We start from the raw sequence: 20,321 nt of genomic DNA on the forward strand, positions 1-20,321 counted from the left end.
GTGGTGGAAAATAGCTGCTCTTGGTGGATGTATTTAGTTGTTTAAGCGGGCGGCAAACTCCCCGATAAATGGGAATTGTCTAAAATAGTAAAGCCGTACCGCTTACTATTTTTTCTTTTACTGCTGAAACAGTATCTTTGATTGAATGCGTAGTTGTATCTATAACATTTAATTCATAGATTCCTAAATTGGAAAATTGATTCCACATTGTTTCAACTAATTCAATATTTGTTTCTCTGTCTAACTTTGAGCGTTCGATAGCTCGCTTCATAGTTTCTTCTTTACTTGCCCTTAAAACGATATAGTGTACTTCATAATGCTCTTGAACAATGTTGAGCCACGGCTCTAAAAACCACGGTCCTACAATGCCATCTACAATTACATCATATCCACCACGAGCATATCGCTTCGCAGCTTCTAAAAACGCTTCAATGACAATCAAATTTTGCTCATTTGATTCTGGCAAATGCGGTGGTATTGCCCCTTTACTCAAATAATGATAAAAGTCATCTGTGTGCATATGCACAGACTTTTCCAAATCTGATTCTTTTGCAACAGCAGATGCCGTTGTAGTTTTTCCTGTCCCTGGCGTACCTGTGATTACAATAATTCTACCTTGATTCATCTATATTTTACCTCCACAAATCCCGATTTGTCGCTCTGTTGTTAGGTGAATTATACCATAAGACTATGAACAAATCTACATCATTTCTAACTTTTTATAAAAGGAATATTCCATAAGCTCAAAAAAATCTGTTATTTTATAAAACTCTGAATCTGTAATAATAGTTTCCAAATATTCACAAACATAATCATAAATATATGCATATAATTTTTTCTTGCTCTTAAAATGATATAAAAGAAGAGATTTTGATATATTGGCATTATTTGCAATATTTTCTAAAATGGCATGCTTATACTCATGCTTTGCAAACTCATCAATAGAGGCATTTATTATGGCTTCTCTTTTATCTTCTGGTATATTGGCTTTTTTACTCATAAATCATTTAATAAATAATAGCTATATACTGACTGACTTAGTTAGTCAGTATAATTTTACTATAAAATATAATGAGAAATTGTCAATAAAAAATTATAAATAAAAGTGCCTCATATTATACATTATCAGGAGTTTTGTTAAAATAAAATGATGTTAGGGTTTTAGAGATTTTTATATCTTAACAAAAAATATATAACATGAGGCATATAGATATATAATAAACAAAAGAAAAATTACATTATATTTTGGAAATAATTTAAAATATTGTCGATTGTCGATTGTCGATTGTCGATTGTCGATTGTCGATTGTCGATTGTCGATTGTCGATTGTCGATTGTCGATTGTATTAATAAATAATTCATAGCTTATATAAATTAACATAGTAAACTTTTTTTGTCAATATAAAATGAATCCTTTTTTATAAAAAATATATTTTATTATAGAATTTTATTAATTTTATTTTATACCCTTGAAGTTTTTTTATTAATTGTTTATATTATATCAACATTTTAATGCATTTAATTAAAGGAAAACATGAAAAGAAATATATTAATAGAAGGCGTCAATATACCATCAAGATTTTTTTTAGCACCTATGGCTGGATATACTGACCATGTATTTAGAAGATTATCAAGAAGATTCGGAGCAGGACTTTTAATAACCGAATTAGTAAGTGCTGCTGCTTTAGCAAGACAGGTAAAAAAAACATATAGGTATATGGAGCATAAAGAAGATGAATACCCTATATCACTTCAGCTATTTGGAGCAAATGAAGATGATTATAAAAGAGCTATAGAAATAACAGATTTAAGCGGTTTTTCTTTTATAGATATTAATATGGGCTGCCCTACCAAAAAAGTAGTAAAAAATAATGGAGGAGCCGGACTTTTAGAGGATACTGATAAAATGATTTCGGTATTAAAGGCAGTAAAAAGTGTATCTCCTTTACCTGTAAGTGTTAAAATAAGATTAGGACTAAAAAGAGGTGAAGGCGGAGAACTAGAAAGAGCATTAGCTATGAAAGAAAATGGAGCATGCTTTTTAACATTGCATGGAAGATATGCAAGCGATATGTACAGAGGAACTGCTGATTGGGAAGCTATAGCAAAAGTAAAAGAAGCATTGGGTGAAGATTATATTTTAATAGGAAACGGAGATATAAAAAACAAAGAAGATGCTGTAAAGGCATTTGATATTTCTAAAGTTGATGGAATAATGGTTGGACGCGGTGCTATAGGAAATCCTTGGATATTTGCAGAACTCAATACTATATTTGAAGATAATGATGAGTACAAATTAAAAGAAGAAGATAATTTAAAAAATATAATAAGAGAACATATCAATGGCTGCTGCGATCTTTATGGAGAAGTAAGCGGAATACATTTTATGCGTAAGTTCGTCATGAAATATTTAACTGGATATAGAATGGAAAATAAAATAGAACTTATGAAATGCGAGAGCAAAGAAGAATTATTTAAAATATTAGATAATATTATACTATAATAATTAATAAAAATAATAATAAATAAAAAAATAAGTTCCTGTTATAATAGCAAGAACTTATTTTTTATTATATACTAATATTTATTACTGTTCTATCAAAATATTTTTTTCTGTATCTTTGTCAAATATATGAAGTTTATTCAAATCAAATTCCATATATGCACGCTGATCTCTTTCATAATCATCGCTGGTATTGATTCTTATTGTAACCTGTAAATCACCAAAATTCATATACAAATAACTTTCAGAACCAATCATCTCTATAACATCGATTATAGCCTCTATTAAATTATTTGAATTAGTTTCTGATTTATCTTTATATAAAGTAATATTTTCAGGTCTAATTCCCAATATAACATCTTTTCCATTATATGACTCATCTATCTTTGAAACTCTTTCATTATTTAATTCAATTTCATATCTGCCGAAAGAAGAATACCATTTTCCATCTTTCTTAGAAAGTTTTGCATTTATAAAATTCATTTGAGGTGCCCCAATGAATCCTGCAACAAATAAATTTTTAGGGCTATTATAAAGAGTCTTAGCATCATCAACTTGCATTATATCTCCGTCTTTCATAACAACAATTCTAGTACCCATTGTCATAGCTTCAACTTGGTCATGTGTAACATATACAAAAGTTGTTTGAAGCTGTTTATGAAGTTTTATTAATTCTGTACGCATCTGAACTCTTAATTTAGCATCAAGGTTGGAAAGAGGTTCATCTAATAAAAATACGGAAGGGTTTCTTACCATGGCTCTTCCTAAAGCAACTCTTTGACGCTGCCCTCCAGACAATGCTTTAGGTTTTCTATCTAGTAAATGTGCTATATCAAGAACTTTTGCTGCCCATTCAACTCTTTTCTTTATTTCATCTTTTGGAGTTTTTCTAAGCTCAAGTCCAAAAGCCATATTTTTAAATACTGTCATATGAGGGTATAAAGCATAATTTTGGAACACCATAGCTATATCTCTATCTTTTGGTGCTATGTCATTAACCAATCTGTCTCCAATATATAATTTACCATCTGTAATCTCTTCAAGACCAGCTATCATACGAAGAGTTGTAGATTTTCCGCATCCGGATGGACCAACAAGAATTACAAATTCTTTATCTGCTATATCTAAACTAAAATCTTTAACAACTTCTACATTATTATCATATACTTTTCTTATATGCTCAAATTTAATACTAGACATAATTCCCTTCCTTTTATTTGTTTATTAAAATTATTTTAATTTTTTATCATTATAAAGTATCATTATTTAGGTTCTTAAACCTCCTTTATAATTTTTTTAATAAGTTTAATAACCTATTTCTTAATGTATTCAAATAAATATCTAATATATAATTTTCACATTTTTTATATACTATATAATGCTTTAAACTAAAATCAGAACAGTATATATTTTATTAATCAAATTATATTATTTTCAATAAAACTATTGTATAGTCAAAATATTATTATATTTAAACCTCATAAAAATAGTTTTTATTTTGATAATCAATATAATCTGATTAAAAACACAAAAATATTTATTACTTTATAATATCAATAATATAAAAAAACTCAAAAAACAATTTTACAGTATTAATGCGGTAATTAAATTTGTAGGAGTTTAATATTTGTATAATATAAAATTATGAAAAGTTAGAATATTATAAGAGGGTATTATTATAATACCCTCTATTTTTATTTTAAATTACGAATTTTTTGAATTCTTTTGCAAGTTCACTGGCATCAGTGCCAACTACTATATGAATTTCATTATTATTTATAGTTTCAACTGCAGGATAATACTTCTTTATATCTTCAATATTAACTTTATTAATATCTTTTATTTCTAATCTTAATCTAGTAGCACAATTAGTAACTTTAGTTATATTATCTATACCTCCAACCAACGGAAGAAGCAATGATGTTTTTAGAGTTTGGCTTCCTAACAATTTTTCCAAATCTTCAGCAAGCTCACTTACAGAAGTACCAACTACTATATGCACTTCTTTATCGCTTATCTTTTGTACTGCCGGATAATATTTTTTTATTTCATCAACATTAACCTTGTTAACATCTTTTACTTCAAGTCTTAATCTAGTAGCACAATTATTTACTTTTACTATATTTTCTATTCCTCCAAGCATAGGAATAAGCAGCCAAGCTCTATTAGAATAATCTGTATTATCATCAGAGTCATTTAAAATCTTTGATAATTCATCAGCTAGATCAAAGGCCTTAATACCAACTACTACATGAACCTCTGTAGGACTTATTTTTTGTATTACAGGATAATATTTTTCCTCATTAATTTTATCAGCATTTTTTACTTCAAGTCTTAATCTAGTAGCACAGTTATTTACTTTTACTATATTTTCTTTTCCACCAAGCATAGGAATAAGATTCATAGCCATATTAGAAGCATTATCATCAAAAGCTATTATTCTCTCTAAAGATTCAGCTAATTCGCTTGCATTTGTACCAACTACTATATGCACTTCTTTATCACTGATTTTTTGTACTGCCGGATAATATTTTTTTATCTCTTCAGCATTTACTTTATTTACATCTCTTACTTCAAGTCTCAATCTAGTGGCACAGTTATTCACTTTTACTATATTTTCTCTTCCTCCTAATAAATTCATAGGAAGTATAAATTTAACATCTTTTTTATTTGATTCCATTATTAAACCTCATAATATTATGATTTATAATACTAACATAATATTTATTTTATTTCTACAAAAAAAATAGCCCGCAATCTATAAATTGCAGGCTATCATAATATTATATAATGCTATATAAACAATTATTTTTTAGCTACTTTCTTAAATTCATCTGCTAAGAATTGTACTTTAGGTCCTACAATTACTTGTACAGAAGTTTTTCCAGGAGTTAATACACCAGGGAACATTTTTTTAATTTCAGCAGCTTGTATTATAGTATTATCTTTTACTTCTAATCTTAATCTAGTTGCACAGTTATCAATATCAACTATATTTTCTATACCGCCAAGTAAAGGAAGAAGCATTAATGCTTTTTCTGCATAAGAAGCATCGCCTGAAACACTAACTTCTACTTCTACATCATCATCTTCTCTTCCAGGAGTTTTAAGATTAAATTTCTGTATAGCAAAATTGAATATAACAAAATATAATACAAAGAATACTATACCTTGAATAATCAACATATACCAATTAACAGCTAATGGGTTTTTAGTAGAAAGAAGTAAGTCTATCAAACCAGCTGAGAATCCGAATCCAGCCATCCATTTCATGCTAGCAGAAATAATCAAAGAAATACAAGTAAGTAAAGCGTGTATTACATATAATACAGGAGCTACAAACATGAATGAGAATTCTATAGGTTCAGTAACACCAGTAAAGAAGCTAGCAAAACCAGCTGCTAACATTATAGATTTAATTTTATTTCTATTTTCAGGCTTAGCATTTTTAATGAAAGCTAAACAAGCACCTAAAAGACCAAACATCATAATAGGGAAGAAACCAGCCTGATACATACCAGTAACACCTATTGTAGCTGTACCAGCATCTATAGAAGCCTGACCGCCTAAGAAATTAGGTATATCATTGATACCAGCAACGTCAAACCAGAATACTGAGTTAAGAGCATGGTGTAAACCAACAGGGATTAATAATCTATTGAAGAAACCATAAATACCTGCTCCTATAGGACCAAGACCGATTATAGCTTCACCAAATGCTACTAAACCGCCGTAAATAGCAGGCCAAATAACCATTAAGATGAAAGACACTACCATCATAACTACAGATGTAATTATTGGTACAAATCTTCTTCCGCTGAAGAATGCCAAAAATTCAGGCAATTTGATTTCAGAAAATTTATTATACAAACCGCCTGCTATAACACCGCAAAGTATTCCTATAAATTGGTTATTGATTTTAGCAAAACCAGCAGGAACTTGCTCAACAGGTTTACTTTGAATCATACCAACTGTAGCAGGGGCTAAAAGAGTTGTAACAACAAGGAAAGCAACAAGACCAGCTAAAGCAGCAGCACCATTTCTATCTTTTGACATACCGAAAGCAACACCAATAGCGAAAAGTATAGGCATATTGTCTATAATAGAACCGCCGGCCTTAATAAAGAAAGCTGCAACTGGACTTCCGCCGCCCCATCCGTTTGGGTCAATCCAATAACCAATACCCAAAAGAATAGCTGCTGCAGGTAATACAGCAACTGGAACCATTAGGGACTTACCTATTCTTTGTAGATAATTAAACATATATCCTCCATAAAAATTAAAAAAGTAATTATTTTACTTATATTACATAGTATAATACTTATTTATTATATTATCAAGTATTATACAATTTATTAATTCATTTTTTACAAGTTTTTATCATTTATGTAAATAAAAAATATAAATTATTTGTATTATATACGATATTTGAACATAAAAACTATTATAATATTTTTTAGGATAAAGTTATTTACTTTATAAACATTTGTGATAAAATAAAAATACAAAGTTATTTAGCGGAGGTATTTATAATGGGATTATTCTCTAAAAAAATCGAAATAAAAAGTCCTATAAAAGGCAGATTAGTTGATGTTACAGAAGTAAAAGATGAGGCTTTCTCTACAAAAGCACTTGGCGATGGAATGGCTATTGTACCAGAGGAAGGAAAAGTATACTCTCCTGTTGACGGCGAAGTTATAACAATGGTTGATAGTAATCATGCCATAGGATTATCTTCTAAAGGAATTGAAATACTTATACACATTGGAATGGACACTGTAAAATTGGGCGGTAAACACTTCAAAGCACATGTTAAAGAAGGCGATAAAGTTAAAGTAGGTACCTTATTAATAGAATTTGATAAAGAAGAAGTAGAAAAAGAATATGATATTACTTCCCCTGTTATAATACCTAATTTCTCTGAATTGAAATCATTAACTAAAACAGACCCTAGAAATGTTTCTACAGACGATGTCATAATGACTGCTGTTAAATAAAAAATAATATATTAAGTTATTATCAGAGGAGTGATAAAAGCTCCTCTTTATTTTTATTCTTTATTATCTTTAATATCTTCTTTTAATTTTCTATAAAGAGTGGCTCTTTCAATTCCAAGTATTTTAGCAACCTGTGCCTTATTAAAATTATTATTGCTAAGCAAATGATTAATATACATTCTTTCAAGTTCTTCTAATGTAACATCATTTTCAACTACAAAATTACTTTCGCTATTTTTTAAAGCCCAATCAGGTATATTGCTCTCATCAATTTTACCATCTTTACACATAACAACCATAGTTTCTATTGTGTTTCTCAGTTCTCTTACATTTCCTTCCCATTGCAATGAAGACAATATTTTATACACTTTTTTATCAACCGATTTTATTTCTATGGAATGTACTTTAGAAAACTCCTTAATAAAATTATCTATCAAAAGAGGTATATCTTCTCTTCTCTCTCTAAGAGGAGGCATTTCTATCTTTATAACATTAAGCCTATAATATAAATCTTCTCTGAATTTACCCTCTTTTATTTCCTCTGATAATTTTTTATTTGTAGCAGCAATTACTCTGATATCAACTTCAATAGGAGTATTAGAACCTACCCTCTCTATGACTCTTTCTTCTAATACTCTCAATAGTTTAACTTGTACAATCTGATTAATCTCACCTATCTCATCTAAAAATATAGTGCCTTTATTTGCCGCTTCAAACCTTCCGATTTTTTTATCAATAGCTCCTGTAAAAGAACCTTTTTCATGTCCGAATAATTCGCTTTCCAAAACCCCTTCTGAAAGTGCAGCACAGTTTACAGTTATATAAGGCTGTTTGGCTCTGTCTGATATTTGATGAATAGCATTAGCAACTAATTCCTTACCTGTTCCGCTCTCACCCTCTATCAATACTGTGGCTTTAGTCCTTGCAACCTGTTTTATTGCCTCATAAACCTTTAATATTTTAGGACTATGCCCTATCATACCGTAAAAACTTTCATGATAATCCACTCTGCTCTCAAGAGTTTCATTAGTCTTCTTAATATTTTTACTCTCTAAAGCTCTTGCTATAATAAGGAGCATTTTATCAAGATTGAAAGGCTTTGTCATAAAATCATAAGCACCAAGCCTCATCATTTCAACCGCGGTTTCAACATTTCCATGACCCGTTAACACTATAACAGGTATATGCTTATCAAAATCTAAAATATCTTTTAAAAATTCCTCACCTGTTTTTTCAGGCATTTTTAAATCAGTTATAACTAAATCAATTCCGCCTTTATAAACGATTTCTATTCCTTTCTCGCCGTTTTCTGCAGTTACAACTTCATAACCTTCAAATTCCAATGATTTTTTAATACCATCTCTTATATTTTTCTCATCATCTATTACTAATATTTTAGGCATAATTTATAAATCCGTTTCTAAAAATTTTTGATTCTCCTGCTTTAAAGGAAGTTTTATAATAAACTCACTTCCATTTCCATATTCACTTTCTATAGTTACATTTCCATTATGTGCTTCTATTATACGAACTACATTTGTAAGTCCAAGTCCGGTACCATGTCTTTTAGTTGTGAAATAAGGCTCGAATATTTTGCCAAGAGATTCTTCTTTTATTCCGATACCTGTGTCCTTTATACTTATCACCGCATAATTATCAACTGTTTTAAGTTTTATAAAAATTTCTTTCTTTTTATCATCTGCATTATCACTCATAGCATCTATAGCATTCTGTATTATATTAATTAAAGACTGTTTTATATACTTCTCATCTAATTTTAATATAAGATTATCTTTATCAAATTTAACATCAATATTAACATTATTCTTTTCTATCTCATATTTCAAAAATGCTATAGTAGATAAAATAAGTTCATTAATATTCACATCTTCAATATTTAGTTCTAATTTACGAACAGAAAATAAAAATGAATTTATAGTTTCTTCAAGTCTGCTTATTTCTTCTTTGATAATATCCGAATACTCTTTAAAATCTTTATAGCACTGGCATTCATTATCCATATTCTTTTTTATTATCTTATCTATAAGCTGTACATATATGGAAATAGAACCTAGAGGATTTTTTATTTCATGTGCTACTCCTGCAGCAAGTGTAGTAAGAGAAGCTAATTGTTCGGCTCTTTTAAGTTTCTGAGCACTTTCATAAGTTTTAGTTATATCAAATGCCTTTATAAGAGTACCTATTATCCTTCCGCTGTCTCCTATAGGAAGTATATTTATCTGAAGTATCCTTTCATTTTCATCATCCTTTAATAATTTTGTATCTGAAATATTATCTTTCATAAGTTCTAATATAGATCTTCCTATATCAGTTGATGACATATATTTTGAAAGAGGCTTACCTTCAGAGTTTCTAGGTATTGAAAAGAGAAAGCAGGCTTTTTTATTTATTCCTTGTATAGCATTTTTATCATCTATTGCTATTATACCCTCTTCAAGATTTTCTAAAATAATGTTTTGAGAATACCAAAGAGTTGACAGCCTTTTAAAAACTTTCTTCTTTTCATTATCAGAAACTTTATCGAAATTCTGCAGTATTTTATCAAAAAACTGATTTCTTCTATTCATTTTATAAAGTATATTAAAAATAAAAAAAACTTCAATACTATAAATAAAAATTATGAAGCAAATGAAAGTTCTTTAATCAAAGCACTAGGTGCATATATAGATGAATGATGATAATCAGTATCATTAGCAAGCATTTCTACATTGCTCAAAAGGTCTAATATATTACCTGAAACAATGAAAGGACTTGCTGTATAAGATAATTTACCATTCTCTATTTTTATACCTTCAGCCTGTAAAGAAAAATCTCCGCTTATAGCATTAACTCCTGCATGGGTTCCTGTCAAAGAATTCACTAATACACCATTTTGAATTTGAGAAATTAATTCTTCCTGAGTATTATTTCCATTCTCCAAAATAAAATTATGACAAGATATGCCTATAGAAGTTTTGAATCCTCTTGAAGCATGTGAAGTTGTTTTTATGCCGTCTTTTTTTGCAGTATAACTATTATAAAGATAACTATTTAAAACTCCGTTAGTAATTATATTTAAATCCTTAGTTTTAGAGCCTTCTCCGTCAAAATTTGTATTTGCCAAACCTTTATCATACATAGGAATATCTTTAATATTTATGATACTGCTTGCTATTTTCTGATTCAATTTTCCTTGAAGAAGTGATAATTTCTTTTGAACTGCCTCTGAAGAAAATAAACCTAAATAAGAACCTATAATTATTCTCATAGCTTTATTTGAAAATACAGTTTTATATTTTCCGCTTTCTATAGGCTTTGCAGATAATTTATTTACAACATTATCAACTATATTTTTGGTAAAAGAATCAATATCAAATACAGCATCTGTTGAAGAATAAACATCAAAAAAAGTTTTTACTGTATCATTTTCTTTTGCTATTACTTCACCATAATATGCTATACTGTTTTTCTTCTCTTCTTTGCATATACCATTGCTATTTATTATACATTTATTAAAATTATATCTGGCTAATCCTGCAGACGGTACATTTACAATTCTATTATCAAGAGAATATAATTTATCTTCTATAGATAATGAAATTTCTTTAAGTTTATCATTAGACAGATTAACTATATCCCTATTAATCATATCATAACTTTTTTCATCATCATCTTTATCTATAAGTTTATTATATTCAGGCTCAGAATCAGCATAATGTAATGAAGTTTTTGCATTATTGATAAGATCATCTATATTAATATCAGCACTTATTTTCTCTGTAAAACTTATTCCAACCTTACCGTCTTTAATTAATCTTAATCCTATGCCTCCGGATTCAGCATAAGTATATTTGTCTAAATCTTTTTCTCTTACAGTAAACTCCTCTTCTCCGCTGCTTGACATGTATATTTCTATTTCATCAATATCTTTTGCCTTATTTTTTATATCATTATATATTTCTTTTATTCTATTTTTAAAACTATTCTCTGACATTTATCTTCCTCCAACAGTAAGCTCTTTAACTTTAATAGCAGGCTGTCCAACAGTAGTAGGAACAGAACCTGAAATACTTCCGCACAGACCATCAGCCAATTCTAAATTTGATGAAACTGCTTCAATATTCATAAGTGTTTCATCTCCGCGTCCTATAAGCGTAGCACCTCTTACAGGTTCAGTAATTTTTCCATTCTCTATTAAATAACCTTCAGAAACGGCAAAATTATAATCTGTTGTAGCAGGATCAACTGAACCGCCTCCCATTTTTTTAGCATAAAGTCCATACTCTATTCCTGATATAAGCTCATCAAAACTAGAATTACCTTTATCTATAAATGTGTTTCTCATTCTTGAAGTAGGAGGATATTTATAATTTTCTCTCCTAGCACTTCCTGTTATTTTCTGATTCATCTTCATAGAACCAAGCTCATCAACTAAATAACTTTTTAATATACCGTTCTCTATTAAAACTGTTCTTTGTGCCTCATTACCTTCATCATCGATATTATAACTTCCCCAAGCATTTTTTATAGTTCCGTCATCTACAGCAGTAACAACATCGGAAGCGATTTTCTCTCCCAATTTATTGCAGAATACGCTGGCATTATCAGCAACAGATGTAGCCTCCAAGGCATGTCCGCAAGCCTCATGGAATATTACTCCGCCGAATGCATTATCTATTACAACAGGATATTTTCCGGATTTAGGATATTTAGAATTAAGCATCTTTATAGCTGAATTAGCAGTTTCCATAGCCATATCTTCTAAATTAATATCTTTTATAACTTGGAATCCGTCTAATGCTCCTTTTGTTCTGCGTGCTGTTTGAGTGTTTGTTCCATCGCTAGCCATAGCCATCATAATAAGTCTTATATATGTTTGAGAATCTTCTTTTAATATGCCGTTACTTGCACATACTAAAATATTTCTTTGCTTTTCTGAATACATAGCATTAACTTGTTTTATTTTGTCTGATACTCCTCTTGATGTTTTATCCAAATATGAAAGAACTTCTATCTTATCATCAAAATTTACATCGAAAGGATTAATATGTAATGGGTGATTATCTTTTTCTTTTGACTGAATAAAATCTTTAACTATATACTTTTTATCATTTACAATAGAAGCAGCAGATTTTGCTAAATTAATCAAACTGTTATTGCTTGTATCATTAGAATATAAATATATTGTTTTTTTATTAACTATGATTCTTAATCCTACACCATAATTATTTCCAAGACTCATATCATCAACTTTTGAATCTAAATAACTTATTGAATTAACTTTAGTATCTTCAAAAAATAAATCAGCATACTCGCCGCCATTTTTTAAAGCTTCTTCTAAAACTGTATGCAAAAAATTTTCATCAAAATTAAAATATTTCATTTATTCTCCTTTTTTATTAGTTTCAATTACAACTATTTAAAAGCATTATTAACTAACTCTATAGCCTCTTTACCTGTCATATATTCTATATGCAGTTCTATAATATAAAAAGCATCATACTCTTTATCAATTACATTATTTCTATTTGATTCATTGTCATTAGGATAATATTTCAATGCAAGTTTCTCAATGGCTTTTCTCTTTTGATTATCATCGTCAATTATGAAAGCCTTACCAAAAACAATAACACTTCTATAATAAGTTGTATACTCTTTTGGCTTTATATCATCTTTTTCTATAACACAGAAAGAAACTTTATTATTATTTTTTATAGCATCTAATTTATATCCGCTTTTAGCAACATGAAAAAATATTTTATTATCATAATAGAAATAACTTAAAGGAACAGCATAAGGATAATTATCATCACCTGAAACAGCCAATACTCCAGAGCTGCATTTTTCTAATATTGAAATGCTTTGCGAATTTGATAATAATTGATTTTTCCTTCTCATTTCTCTAAACATAATAATATTATATACATTAATAGAAAAATAATCAAATTGACAAGTATTTTATTATCGTATAATATATAACAAAATAATAAAAAGGATATTATAATGCATACTATTAATGTAAAAACTAAAGCTAGATTCGATATAGTTGATATTACAGGAGAAGTTCAAAAATGCATAAATGATGAAAATATAGAAAATGGAATAGCTGTTATATTTGTACCGCATACAACTGCAGCTGTTGGAATAAATGAAAATGCTGATCCTGATGTTGTATTTGATATGAAGAATGCTTTCAATAAATTAGTACCTCAGCATGATAATTATGAGCATAGAGAAGGTAATTCACAGGCTCATGTATTATCATCTTTGGTAGCCCCTAGTTTGACAGTAATAATAGAAAATAAAAAAATAGTATTAGGTACTTGGCAGGATATATACTTCTTTGAATTCGATGGTGCTAGAAACAGAAAAGTTTATGTACAGATCATTTCAAAATAAAAATACATAATACTATAATTTTATTCCTCTCTAGTATTTTGGGCTTTACTAGTAAAAAATTTTCTTTTTATAAAGTTAGCAATTGAACCAATTAGCTCTATTATTATTCACATATTTACTCCGTAAGTTTAAATATTTATTTTAAAGTATATAAATAAAAAAGAAATTGTCAATATACCGTATACAAGTATTAAAAATAAATAAATTTTAAAAATATTTTTATATAAAAAAAATAAAAATAATGTATAATATATAAATAAATTACTATAAGGATATTATTATGTTTAGATCAAAAAAAGAAGATTTCGGAAAAAAATCTTATATCTATACATTGGAAAATGATAAGGGCTTAAAAGTAAAATTGGCAGAAGTTGGTGCAACTATAACAGGAATATTTTTCAAGGACAAAGAAGGAAAAGAAGTAGAAGTGGCATTCGGTTCTGATGATATAGAGTTTTATACAGATAAGGCTAAAAACGGACATATGGGTGCTACTGTAGGAAGAGTGGCTGGAAGAACTTTAGGTGCTAAATTTAAAATAGATGATAAAGAATATAATATAACAGCAAATAAAGCTCCTGATCATACTCATGGAGGAACAAACGGACTTTCTTATGTAATGTACAAATCAATACAAAAAAAAGACAATGAAGTATTATTTTCTTATGTTTCTAAAGACGGAGAAGAAGGATATCCTGGAAATCTTAATTTAATAGTAAAATATACTATTACAGATGAAAATGAAATAATAATAGACTATATTGCCACTACTGATAAAGCAACTCCTTTAAACATAATGAATCACTCATATTTTAATTTAAATGGCGGCGGAAATATTAAAGATCATGAAATGTTTATAGATGCTAAATATTATCTTGCCGATGAAAATGGTATAACTTCAGGAGAAATATTAAAAACAAAAAATACTCCTTATGATTTCACTTCATTAAAAAAAGTTGATGATATAATAAAATCAAAAGACGGCTGTGATAATTGTTTTATTTTTGATGATAATGATATAAATAAACAAAGAGTAAAAATATTATCAAGAAAAACAAATATAGCTTTAGAAGTATTTACTACTCAGCCTTCTGTATTATTCTATACAGCTAATCATTTCAATAACTTTAAAATGAGAGATAAAATATTAAATAGACATGAAGCATTCTGTTTAGAAACTCAAAATTTATCATGTGCATTGAATTTTAATCATTTTCCAAATATTATACTTTATCCTGACAGAGAATATAATCATAGAACAATATACAAATTTACTTTAATATAATAAAATTAAATAAAAAATGAGGGCAATATTGAAAAATAAAGCCCTCATTATTTTATTAACAGTGTAAAAAACGAATTATCTGCTTAAAAAGTACATACCAATTTGGAAGCCTATATCAAATGAAGCCAAAGAATCCTGATTGATTGTAAAATCTTTGAATATACCATTTTTATCTATATCAATAGGGAAATCATAATTAGCATATACACCAAATGACATCATGAATTTTCTGCTGAATCTAACAAGAAAATCTGCAGAAACTTTTATATAAGGAATATATGAAGTTGTAAAAGCATCTTGTATATCTCCAAAATCTAATGAATATCTATTTCTGCTGAATTCATCTCCCTCTTTAGTATATTTCAAAGATAATGGTAATTTAATTCCGCCGCCAAAACCTATAGAGAAGAAACCCACATTAAATCTAGGAAATACTCCTATAGAAAAACTTCCAAAATTATAATTTTCTAACTCTTTTTCCGTTTATAGTATATTTAATTTCATATCTATCCATACTATAGCCTATATCAAAAAGTAAGGCTGCCGATAATAGATCATCATATCCCCAAAATACTCCAGGCTGAAAAGAGAAAGAATTATCAAAATCCCTAAAATTTGATGTGAATACTTTACTCCTATCAGTAGTAGCACTGCTTCCACCAATACGTCCTACAAAACCAGCTACAAAATCAGCAGAATAAAGTGCATTAAAAGATAACAATAAGATAAATAATATAAATATCCTTTTCATAATAACTCCTAATAATCTCTATCAAAATTAATATTAAGATAATATCCAAATTGAATTCCTATATCAAAAGCACTTATCGAATCTCTATTAACAAATACATCATTCATATAATTATTATGCTGGAAGTATAAAGGAAAATCATAATTAACATATACACCTATAAGTAAATAATTAAATAAACTAAAATCGAGAGAAAATCTTAAATAAGGTATAACAGCACTTTCAAATATATCATTCAAATCTCCAAAAGAAAATCTATATCTTCCTCCTTTATTATATCCATTTACTCTATATGTAGCCATTCCAGGAATTTTAACTCCTCCGCCTGCTCCTATTGATAAAAATGCAAAATTAAATCTTGCATATCCGCCTACCAAAAAACTATCAAATTGATAATTTTCTGTTACTCTCTTTCCATTTATATTATATCTGAAATCATAAGAATCATGATAATATCCTAAATCGAGAAGCACAGAAAAAGACATAGAAGATGCTACAGGCTGATTAATACCTATAGAAAATGCAAATCCAGAATCAAAATCTCTAAATCCAGATGGAAATACTTTTGATGCATTTGTATTTGCACCGCTAAGACCAAACTGGCTTATAAATCCAACTGACAAATTCACAGCTTTCAAGTTAAAAGAAATAACAAGAATAAAAATAATTATTAAAAATATTCTATTTCTCAATTTGGCTCCTATATATTATCATACATATATAGTATAGCAAAATGTTATATAAAGTCAATAAATAATAATACGATAAAAAATATTATATATATATAATTATATAAAAATATGAATTTTATGTACTTTTTCATAATAGAAACAAATATATTATATAGGAAATTAATAATTGCTATTGAATTAAATATCATAAAATAATGGTAAGAAAATTTATTAAAAGATATATACAATAAAAATATAGAAAATATAATACCCAATACATTTGAAATTATGTATATGTAATATTCTGTTTTATTATGTTCTTTATCTATTCTAAATAAAAAAATATTGAATATATAAAACATCATAAATAAAATATATAATAAGAATAAAAATCTAAAATAATTATTATTTATAATATGATATTTAAAAGTTAGTATTATGATAACAATAGATGATAAAGATATAAAAGGAGTGATAACTCTTGAAACGCTTATAGACAATTTAGTATTAAGCATTTTATTATATAGTAAATATGAAAAATAAATTATAAGAGTATTTAATACAGCAAAAATAGATAAAAGTATTTTTAAATTTTTCATATCATTTCTCATTAAAAATCTGAAAATTTTCTTAGCATCTATTTTATCATTGAAATATAATGCAGCAGTTATAGAAAATACTATTAATGAAATTACAAATAATATTAAAAAACTCCATATTATAATTTCAGTAATCATAGTATAAAAATCATATAAAGAATAAAACTTTTTTATATCATATCTTATAAAAGATAAACCTACTATAAAAAGTATAATTAAATTTGCTGATATAAGATTTATTATCAAAGAAATGAATGCATATAAATTATCGAATGGATTTACTAATATATCATAAGGGAGCTTGTATAAATAAAAAGCCATTAAAAAAATCAATACAAATGATATTAATATAGATTTAACGCTAATAGGATTAAGCACAAAAAGAAATATAAATATAAAAGATGATAATGGAATTAAAAAAGAAAAAAATATCCTTATATTATAGATAAAACTTTCTACTGCTATACCTTCTAATAATTGTAAATCTGTATTAGAATTTAATTGAGGAATATTAATATTACATATATAAGTAACGTATATTGCCGAAATGAGTAGTATAAAAGCAATACCTATAGCAATATTAAAATTCCTAATTATATTTTTATAAGCAGGCGTATTTATATTATCATTATTCACTATTATTTATCTATACCCAATATTTTTATCATTTCATTTTCTATCTCTAATACATCTCCATACTTATCCTGAATGGCTTTTGTATATGAACGTTTTTTTTCTAAAAGCTCTTCCTGTTTATCTTTAGCTAATCTTGCAGATTCTTTATTATATTCATCGTTCATAAGTTTATCAGCCACTCTTAAAGTCTTATCTGATACTATAGCTCTATCAGAATCGCTTTCTGCTTTATACATATCAAATCCTGCATCTGTTTTCAAAACTCCATCAGGAACACCATTAACAATTTTTCCTTTCCAAACTAGTATAGGCTGATATTTATATGTCTTGTATGTAAACTCATATACATTTACAACACCATTCTCAGCAAATATATCCTGTGCTGTATTGGCATTAGGATCAACAAGAAGTATTTTATTTTTACCGTCTTCTAAATACATCTTTTGAAAATTATTAAGTCCTTGTTTGCTGCTTCCGTTTATAGATTTTCCAATGGTGCTTTCTAAATTTAATTCTAAATTATCTTTTAAAAGCAAGATATATGAAGCTATTCCGCTCCTTTCACCAGAATGTTTATAAGTGCCTCTAAGCATTATCTCATCTTTTCCATCATTGTTTATATCGCATAGAAAGAATTCAGGATTATATATTGGGAAAGAAAGTATATCATCTAAATATTCAGCGTATTTATTTTTATCAAATTTTCCTTCCGATATGAATTGCGAATTTGTAGCTATATTTTTCAAATCAGTTGTTTTTATAGAAGATATTTTAGCACTCTCCAACTTTGAATCATCTCCAAGATGGAAATTAAATACTTCTTCTATTTTATAATCAGCATATTTAATATTTCCTATAAACATAGGATTTAAATAATATACACCTTGAAGTTTGTTTCCTTTAATTGAATAAATAAATGTATTTTTATTAAACTCAAGAAAATATATATCTGCAAAATCTTCGTATTTCTGATCCAATGAAGGATTATATGTATAATAAAAATTTTCATAATATACAGGAGAAGTCATTTTATCTCTGCTTAAAGCTTTTCCTGTATAGGTTCTAATATATTTATCAATTATGTTTGTATTTACTATATCTCTTGCTACAGTAAAGTATGATATATTAGAAGTATTATTATATATCACAGAAGATAAATTATAATTGTTTTCATTATAAATATCTAAGTATCCTGTATCCTTTGATATATCATTTAAAAAACCATTTTCATAAGCATCAGCAACTAATTTTTCAACTCCTAAATCTGAAGGAGCTTCTATTATATAATTTATTAATTTCATTTTATTTGAATATATATTATTTATATTATTACCTTCACCTATAATGCCAATCATCATACCTATATTTGTAGAACCTAATTTCTTCCATTCTTTCAAATAATTCTGCATATCGTTAAAATAATATAAAGAATCTGTAGCAAAATGTGATAAAAATAAAGCTAAGTAAATATCTGCATCTTTATTTTTTATACTTAAAAGAAGTTCCCTAGCCTTTTTTAAAGCTAAATTTTGCTCAACATAATTATATTCAGAAGCATAAGAGAAAACTGAATTATCACTATGTACATCATCACTATAATGATTATGATATGTATTAGATATAAAATCTATAGCATATTTTTTTATATCATTATCACCTACAAGTTTTTTATTAAGGAAATCTTTATTTCTATTTATTATATTACTGTATTTGGCATCTTGATAATAACTAATCAAAACATTGCTGAAAGCTTCTTTATCAACTCTTATTGATTTATAAACATATTTCATATCAAAAAAAGCATTATCATTTTTATAAACAATATCTGCATAATCATTAGTCTGTAAATTATTTGTATTGATATCATTTGTGTTTAAATTATTATTATTTACAGTTTCATTTTTACTGCAGCTTGAAAAAATTAATACATAAAACAAAATAATAATATAAATTATTTTCTTAAACATAATTCCCCCATAATCCGTTCCAACAAAATATGTTTACCTTTTATATATTATATATAAAATATCTTTTTTTACAAGCATTATAATTTACACTACTTTTTATACAAATAAAATAAAAAATTGTAATTGACTTTTTGTTTTATATTTATACAATTTATAGGTTATAAAAATGGATAATTTTTCATAATAAATACTTGTATGTAAGTTATTTTAAATATTTTATTATTGAGCATTTTTATATATAAGTAAGTAAAAATATCTATCTTACTTAAGAATATAATTTGACAAAGGCATGCAAAGCGAGAAAACAATTTTGATAAACAATTAAATAAAAATTATAAGACTCTGACAAGTTTACTTGACAGAGCCATTGCCGAAGACATAAAAAACTAGAGAACAATTTTTATAAATACTAAATAAAAATTGTAAGACTATAGCAAGTTTATTTGACAGAGCCATTGCCGAAGGCATACAAAACTAAAGAACAATTTTTATAAATAATTAAATAAAAATTGT

General features: G+C 27.2%; 19 protein-coding genes. 4 read left to right on the top strand and 15 right to left on the bottom strand.

Annotated features, from left to right (window positions below; translation table 11 throughout):
* Positions 1-79: 79 nt before the first annotated feature.
* Together Q0K19_RS12810 and Q0K19_RS12815 are read right to left on the bottom strand one after the other, a co-directional pair.
* Entirely contained in the window at positions 80-625 is a 546-nt protein-coding gene (locus Q0K19_RS12810; protein ID WP_014932870.1) for an AAA family ATPase, read from the bottom strand.
* A gap of 75 nt (positions 626-700) precedes the next feature.
* Positions 701-1,000, bottom strand: coding sequence for a TetR/AcrR family transcriptional regulator (locus Q0K19_RS12815; protein ID WP_297248564.1), 300 nt, complete (start codon positions 998-1,000; stop codon positions 701-703).
* Between the two features lie 534 nt (positions 1,001-1,534).
* On the opposite strand from Q0K19_RS12815, the gene Q0K19_RS12820 reads away from it, so the two are divergent.
* Positions 1,535-2,503, top strand: coding sequence for a tRNA-dihydrouridine synthase family protein (locus Q0K19_RS12820; RefSeq protein WP_297248566.1), 969 nt, complete (start codon positions 1,535-1,537; stop codon positions 2,501-2,503).
* Between the two features lie 84 nt (positions 2,504-2,587).
* On the opposite strand, the gene Q0K19_RS12825 is transcribed toward Q0K19_RS12820, so the two are convergent.
* The 3 genes from Q0K19_RS12825 to nagE all read right to left on the bottom strand — a co-directional run bounded on the left by Q0K19_RS12825 (position 2,588) and on the right by nagE (position 6,766).
* Entirely contained in the window at positions 2,588-3,703 is a 1,116-nt protein-coding gene (locus Q0K19_RS12825) for an ABC transporter ATP-binding protein (protein WP_297248568.1), read from the bottom strand.
* Positions 3,704-4,202: 499 nt separating this feature from the next.
* On the bottom strand, positions 4,203-5,183 hold the full coding sequence (locus tag Q0K19_RS12830; protein WP_297248570.1) for a PTS transporter subunit EIIB: 981 nt from the start codon (positions 5,181-5,183) through the stop codon (positions 4,203-4,205).
* Positions 5,184-5,308: 125 nt separating this feature from the next.
* Positions 5,309-6,766: an N-acetylglucosamine-specific PTS transporter subunit IIBC gene (gene nagE / locus Q0K19_RS12835; protein WP_297248572.1), complete on the bottom strand. Its 1,458-nt coding sequence runs from the start codon at positions 6,764-6,766 to the stop codon at positions 5,309-5,311.
* 269 nt (positions 6,767-7,035) lie between these two features.
* Here nagE and Q0K19_RS12840 point away from each other — a divergent pair, with 269 nt between their 5' ends.
* Positions 7,036-7,500: a PTS glucose transporter subunit IIA gene (locus Q0K19_RS12840; RefSeq protein ID WP_297248574.1), complete on the top strand. Its 465-nt coding sequence runs from the start codon at positions 7,036-7,038 to the stop codon at positions 7,498-7,500.
* A gap of 53 nt (positions 7,501-7,553) precedes the next feature.
* On the opposite strand, the gene Q0K19_RS12845 is transcribed toward Q0K19_RS12840, so the two are convergent.
* From Q0K19_RS12845 to Q0K19_RS12865, 5 genes are read right to left on the bottom strand one after another with little or no spacing between them, the layout of a single operon-like run.
* On the bottom strand, positions 7,554-8,903 hold the full coding sequence (locus Q0K19_RS12845; protein WP_014488082.1) for a sigma-54 dependent transcriptional regulator: 1,350 nt from the start codon (positions 8,901-8,903) through the stop codon (positions 7,554-7,556).
* A gap of 3 nt (positions 8,904-8,906) precedes the next feature.
* Positions 8,907-10,088: an ATP-binding protein gene (locus tag Q0K19_RS12850; RefSeq protein ID WP_297248577.1), complete on the bottom strand. Its 1,182-nt coding sequence runs from the start codon at positions 10,086-10,088 to the stop codon at positions 8,907-8,909.
* 50 nt (positions 10,089-10,138) lie between these two features.
* Positions 10,139-11,494, bottom strand: coding sequence for a TldD/PmbA family protein (locus Q0K19_RS12855; protein ID WP_297248579.1), 1,356 nt, complete (start codon positions 11,492-11,494; stop codon positions 10,139-10,141).
* Positions 11,495-12,883, bottom strand: coding sequence for a TldD/PmbA family protein (locus Q0K19_RS12860; protein ID WP_297248582.1), 1,389 nt, complete (start codon positions 12,881-12,883; stop codon positions 11,495-11,497). It abuts the gene before it with no gap.
* A 32-nt stretch (positions 12,884-12,915) separates the two neighbouring features.
* Positions 12,916-13,398 (bottom strand): pyridoxamine 5'-phosphate oxidase family protein, encoded by a 483-nt coding sequence (locus Q0K19_RS12865; RefSeq protein WP_297248584.1) that lies wholly within the window; start codon positions 13,396-13,398, stop codon positions 12,916-12,918.
* A 105-nt stretch (positions 13,399-13,503) separates the two neighbouring features.
* On the opposite strand from Q0K19_RS12865, the gene Q0K19_RS12870 reads away from it, so the two are divergent.
* Positions 13,504-13,899, top strand: a complete 396-nt coding sequence (locus tag Q0K19_RS12870) for a secondary thiamine-phosphate synthase enzyme YjbQ (RefSeq protein WP_048594176.1) — start codon at positions 13,504-13,506, stop codon at positions 13,897-13,899.
* 280 nt (positions 13,900-14,179) lie between these two features.
* On the top strand, positions 14,180-15,184 hold the full coding sequence (locus Q0K19_RS12875; RefSeq protein ID WP_297248587.1) for an aldose epimerase family protein: 1,005 nt from the start codon (positions 14,180-14,182) through the stop codon (positions 15,182-15,184).
* Positions 15,185-15,259: 75 nt separating this feature from the next.
* Here Q0K19_RS12875 and Q0K19_RS12880 read toward each other — a convergent pair whose 3' ends face one another.
* Genes Q0K19_RS12880 through Q0K19_RS12900 form a run of 5 tightly spaced genes read right to left on the bottom strand, consistent with a single transcriptional unit; the run spans position 15,260 to position 19,808 of the window.
* On the bottom strand, positions 15,260-15,601 hold the full coding sequence (locus Q0K19_RS12880) for a hypothetical protein (protein WP_297248589.1): 342 nt from the start codon (positions 15,599-15,601) through the stop codon (positions 15,260-15,262).
* Positions 15,602-15,641: 40 nt separating this feature from the next.
* Entirely contained in the window at positions 15,642-15,935 is a 294-nt protein-coding gene (locus tag Q0K19_RS12885; protein ID WP_297248591.1) for a hypothetical protein, read from the bottom strand.
* 8 nt (positions 15,936-15,943) lie between these two features.
* Positions 15,944-16,627, bottom strand: coding sequence for a hypothetical protein (locus Q0K19_RS12890; protein ID WP_297248593.1), 684 nt, complete (start codon positions 16,625-16,627; stop codon positions 15,944-15,946).
* Positions 16,628-16,671: 44 nt separating this feature from the next.
* Complete coding sequence (locus tag Q0K19_RS12895) at positions 16,672-17,841, bottom strand: hypothetical protein (RefSeq protein ID WP_297248595.1); 1,170 nt, start codon at positions 17,839-17,841, stop codon at positions 16,672-16,674.
* A 2-nt stretch (positions 17,842-17,843) separates the two neighbouring features.
* Positions 17,844-19,808: a hypothetical protein gene (locus tag Q0K19_RS12900; protein WP_297248597.1), complete on the bottom strand. Its 1,965-nt coding sequence runs from the start codon at positions 19,806-19,808 to the stop codon at positions 17,844-17,846.
* Between the last annotated feature and the right edge of the window lie 513 nt (positions 19,809-20,321).

The sequence above is a fragment of the uncultured Brachyspira sp. genome, assembly GCF_944393015.1.
Taxonomy (GTDB): Bacteria; Spirochaetota; Brachyspiria; order Brachyspirales; family Brachyspiraceae; genus Brachyspira.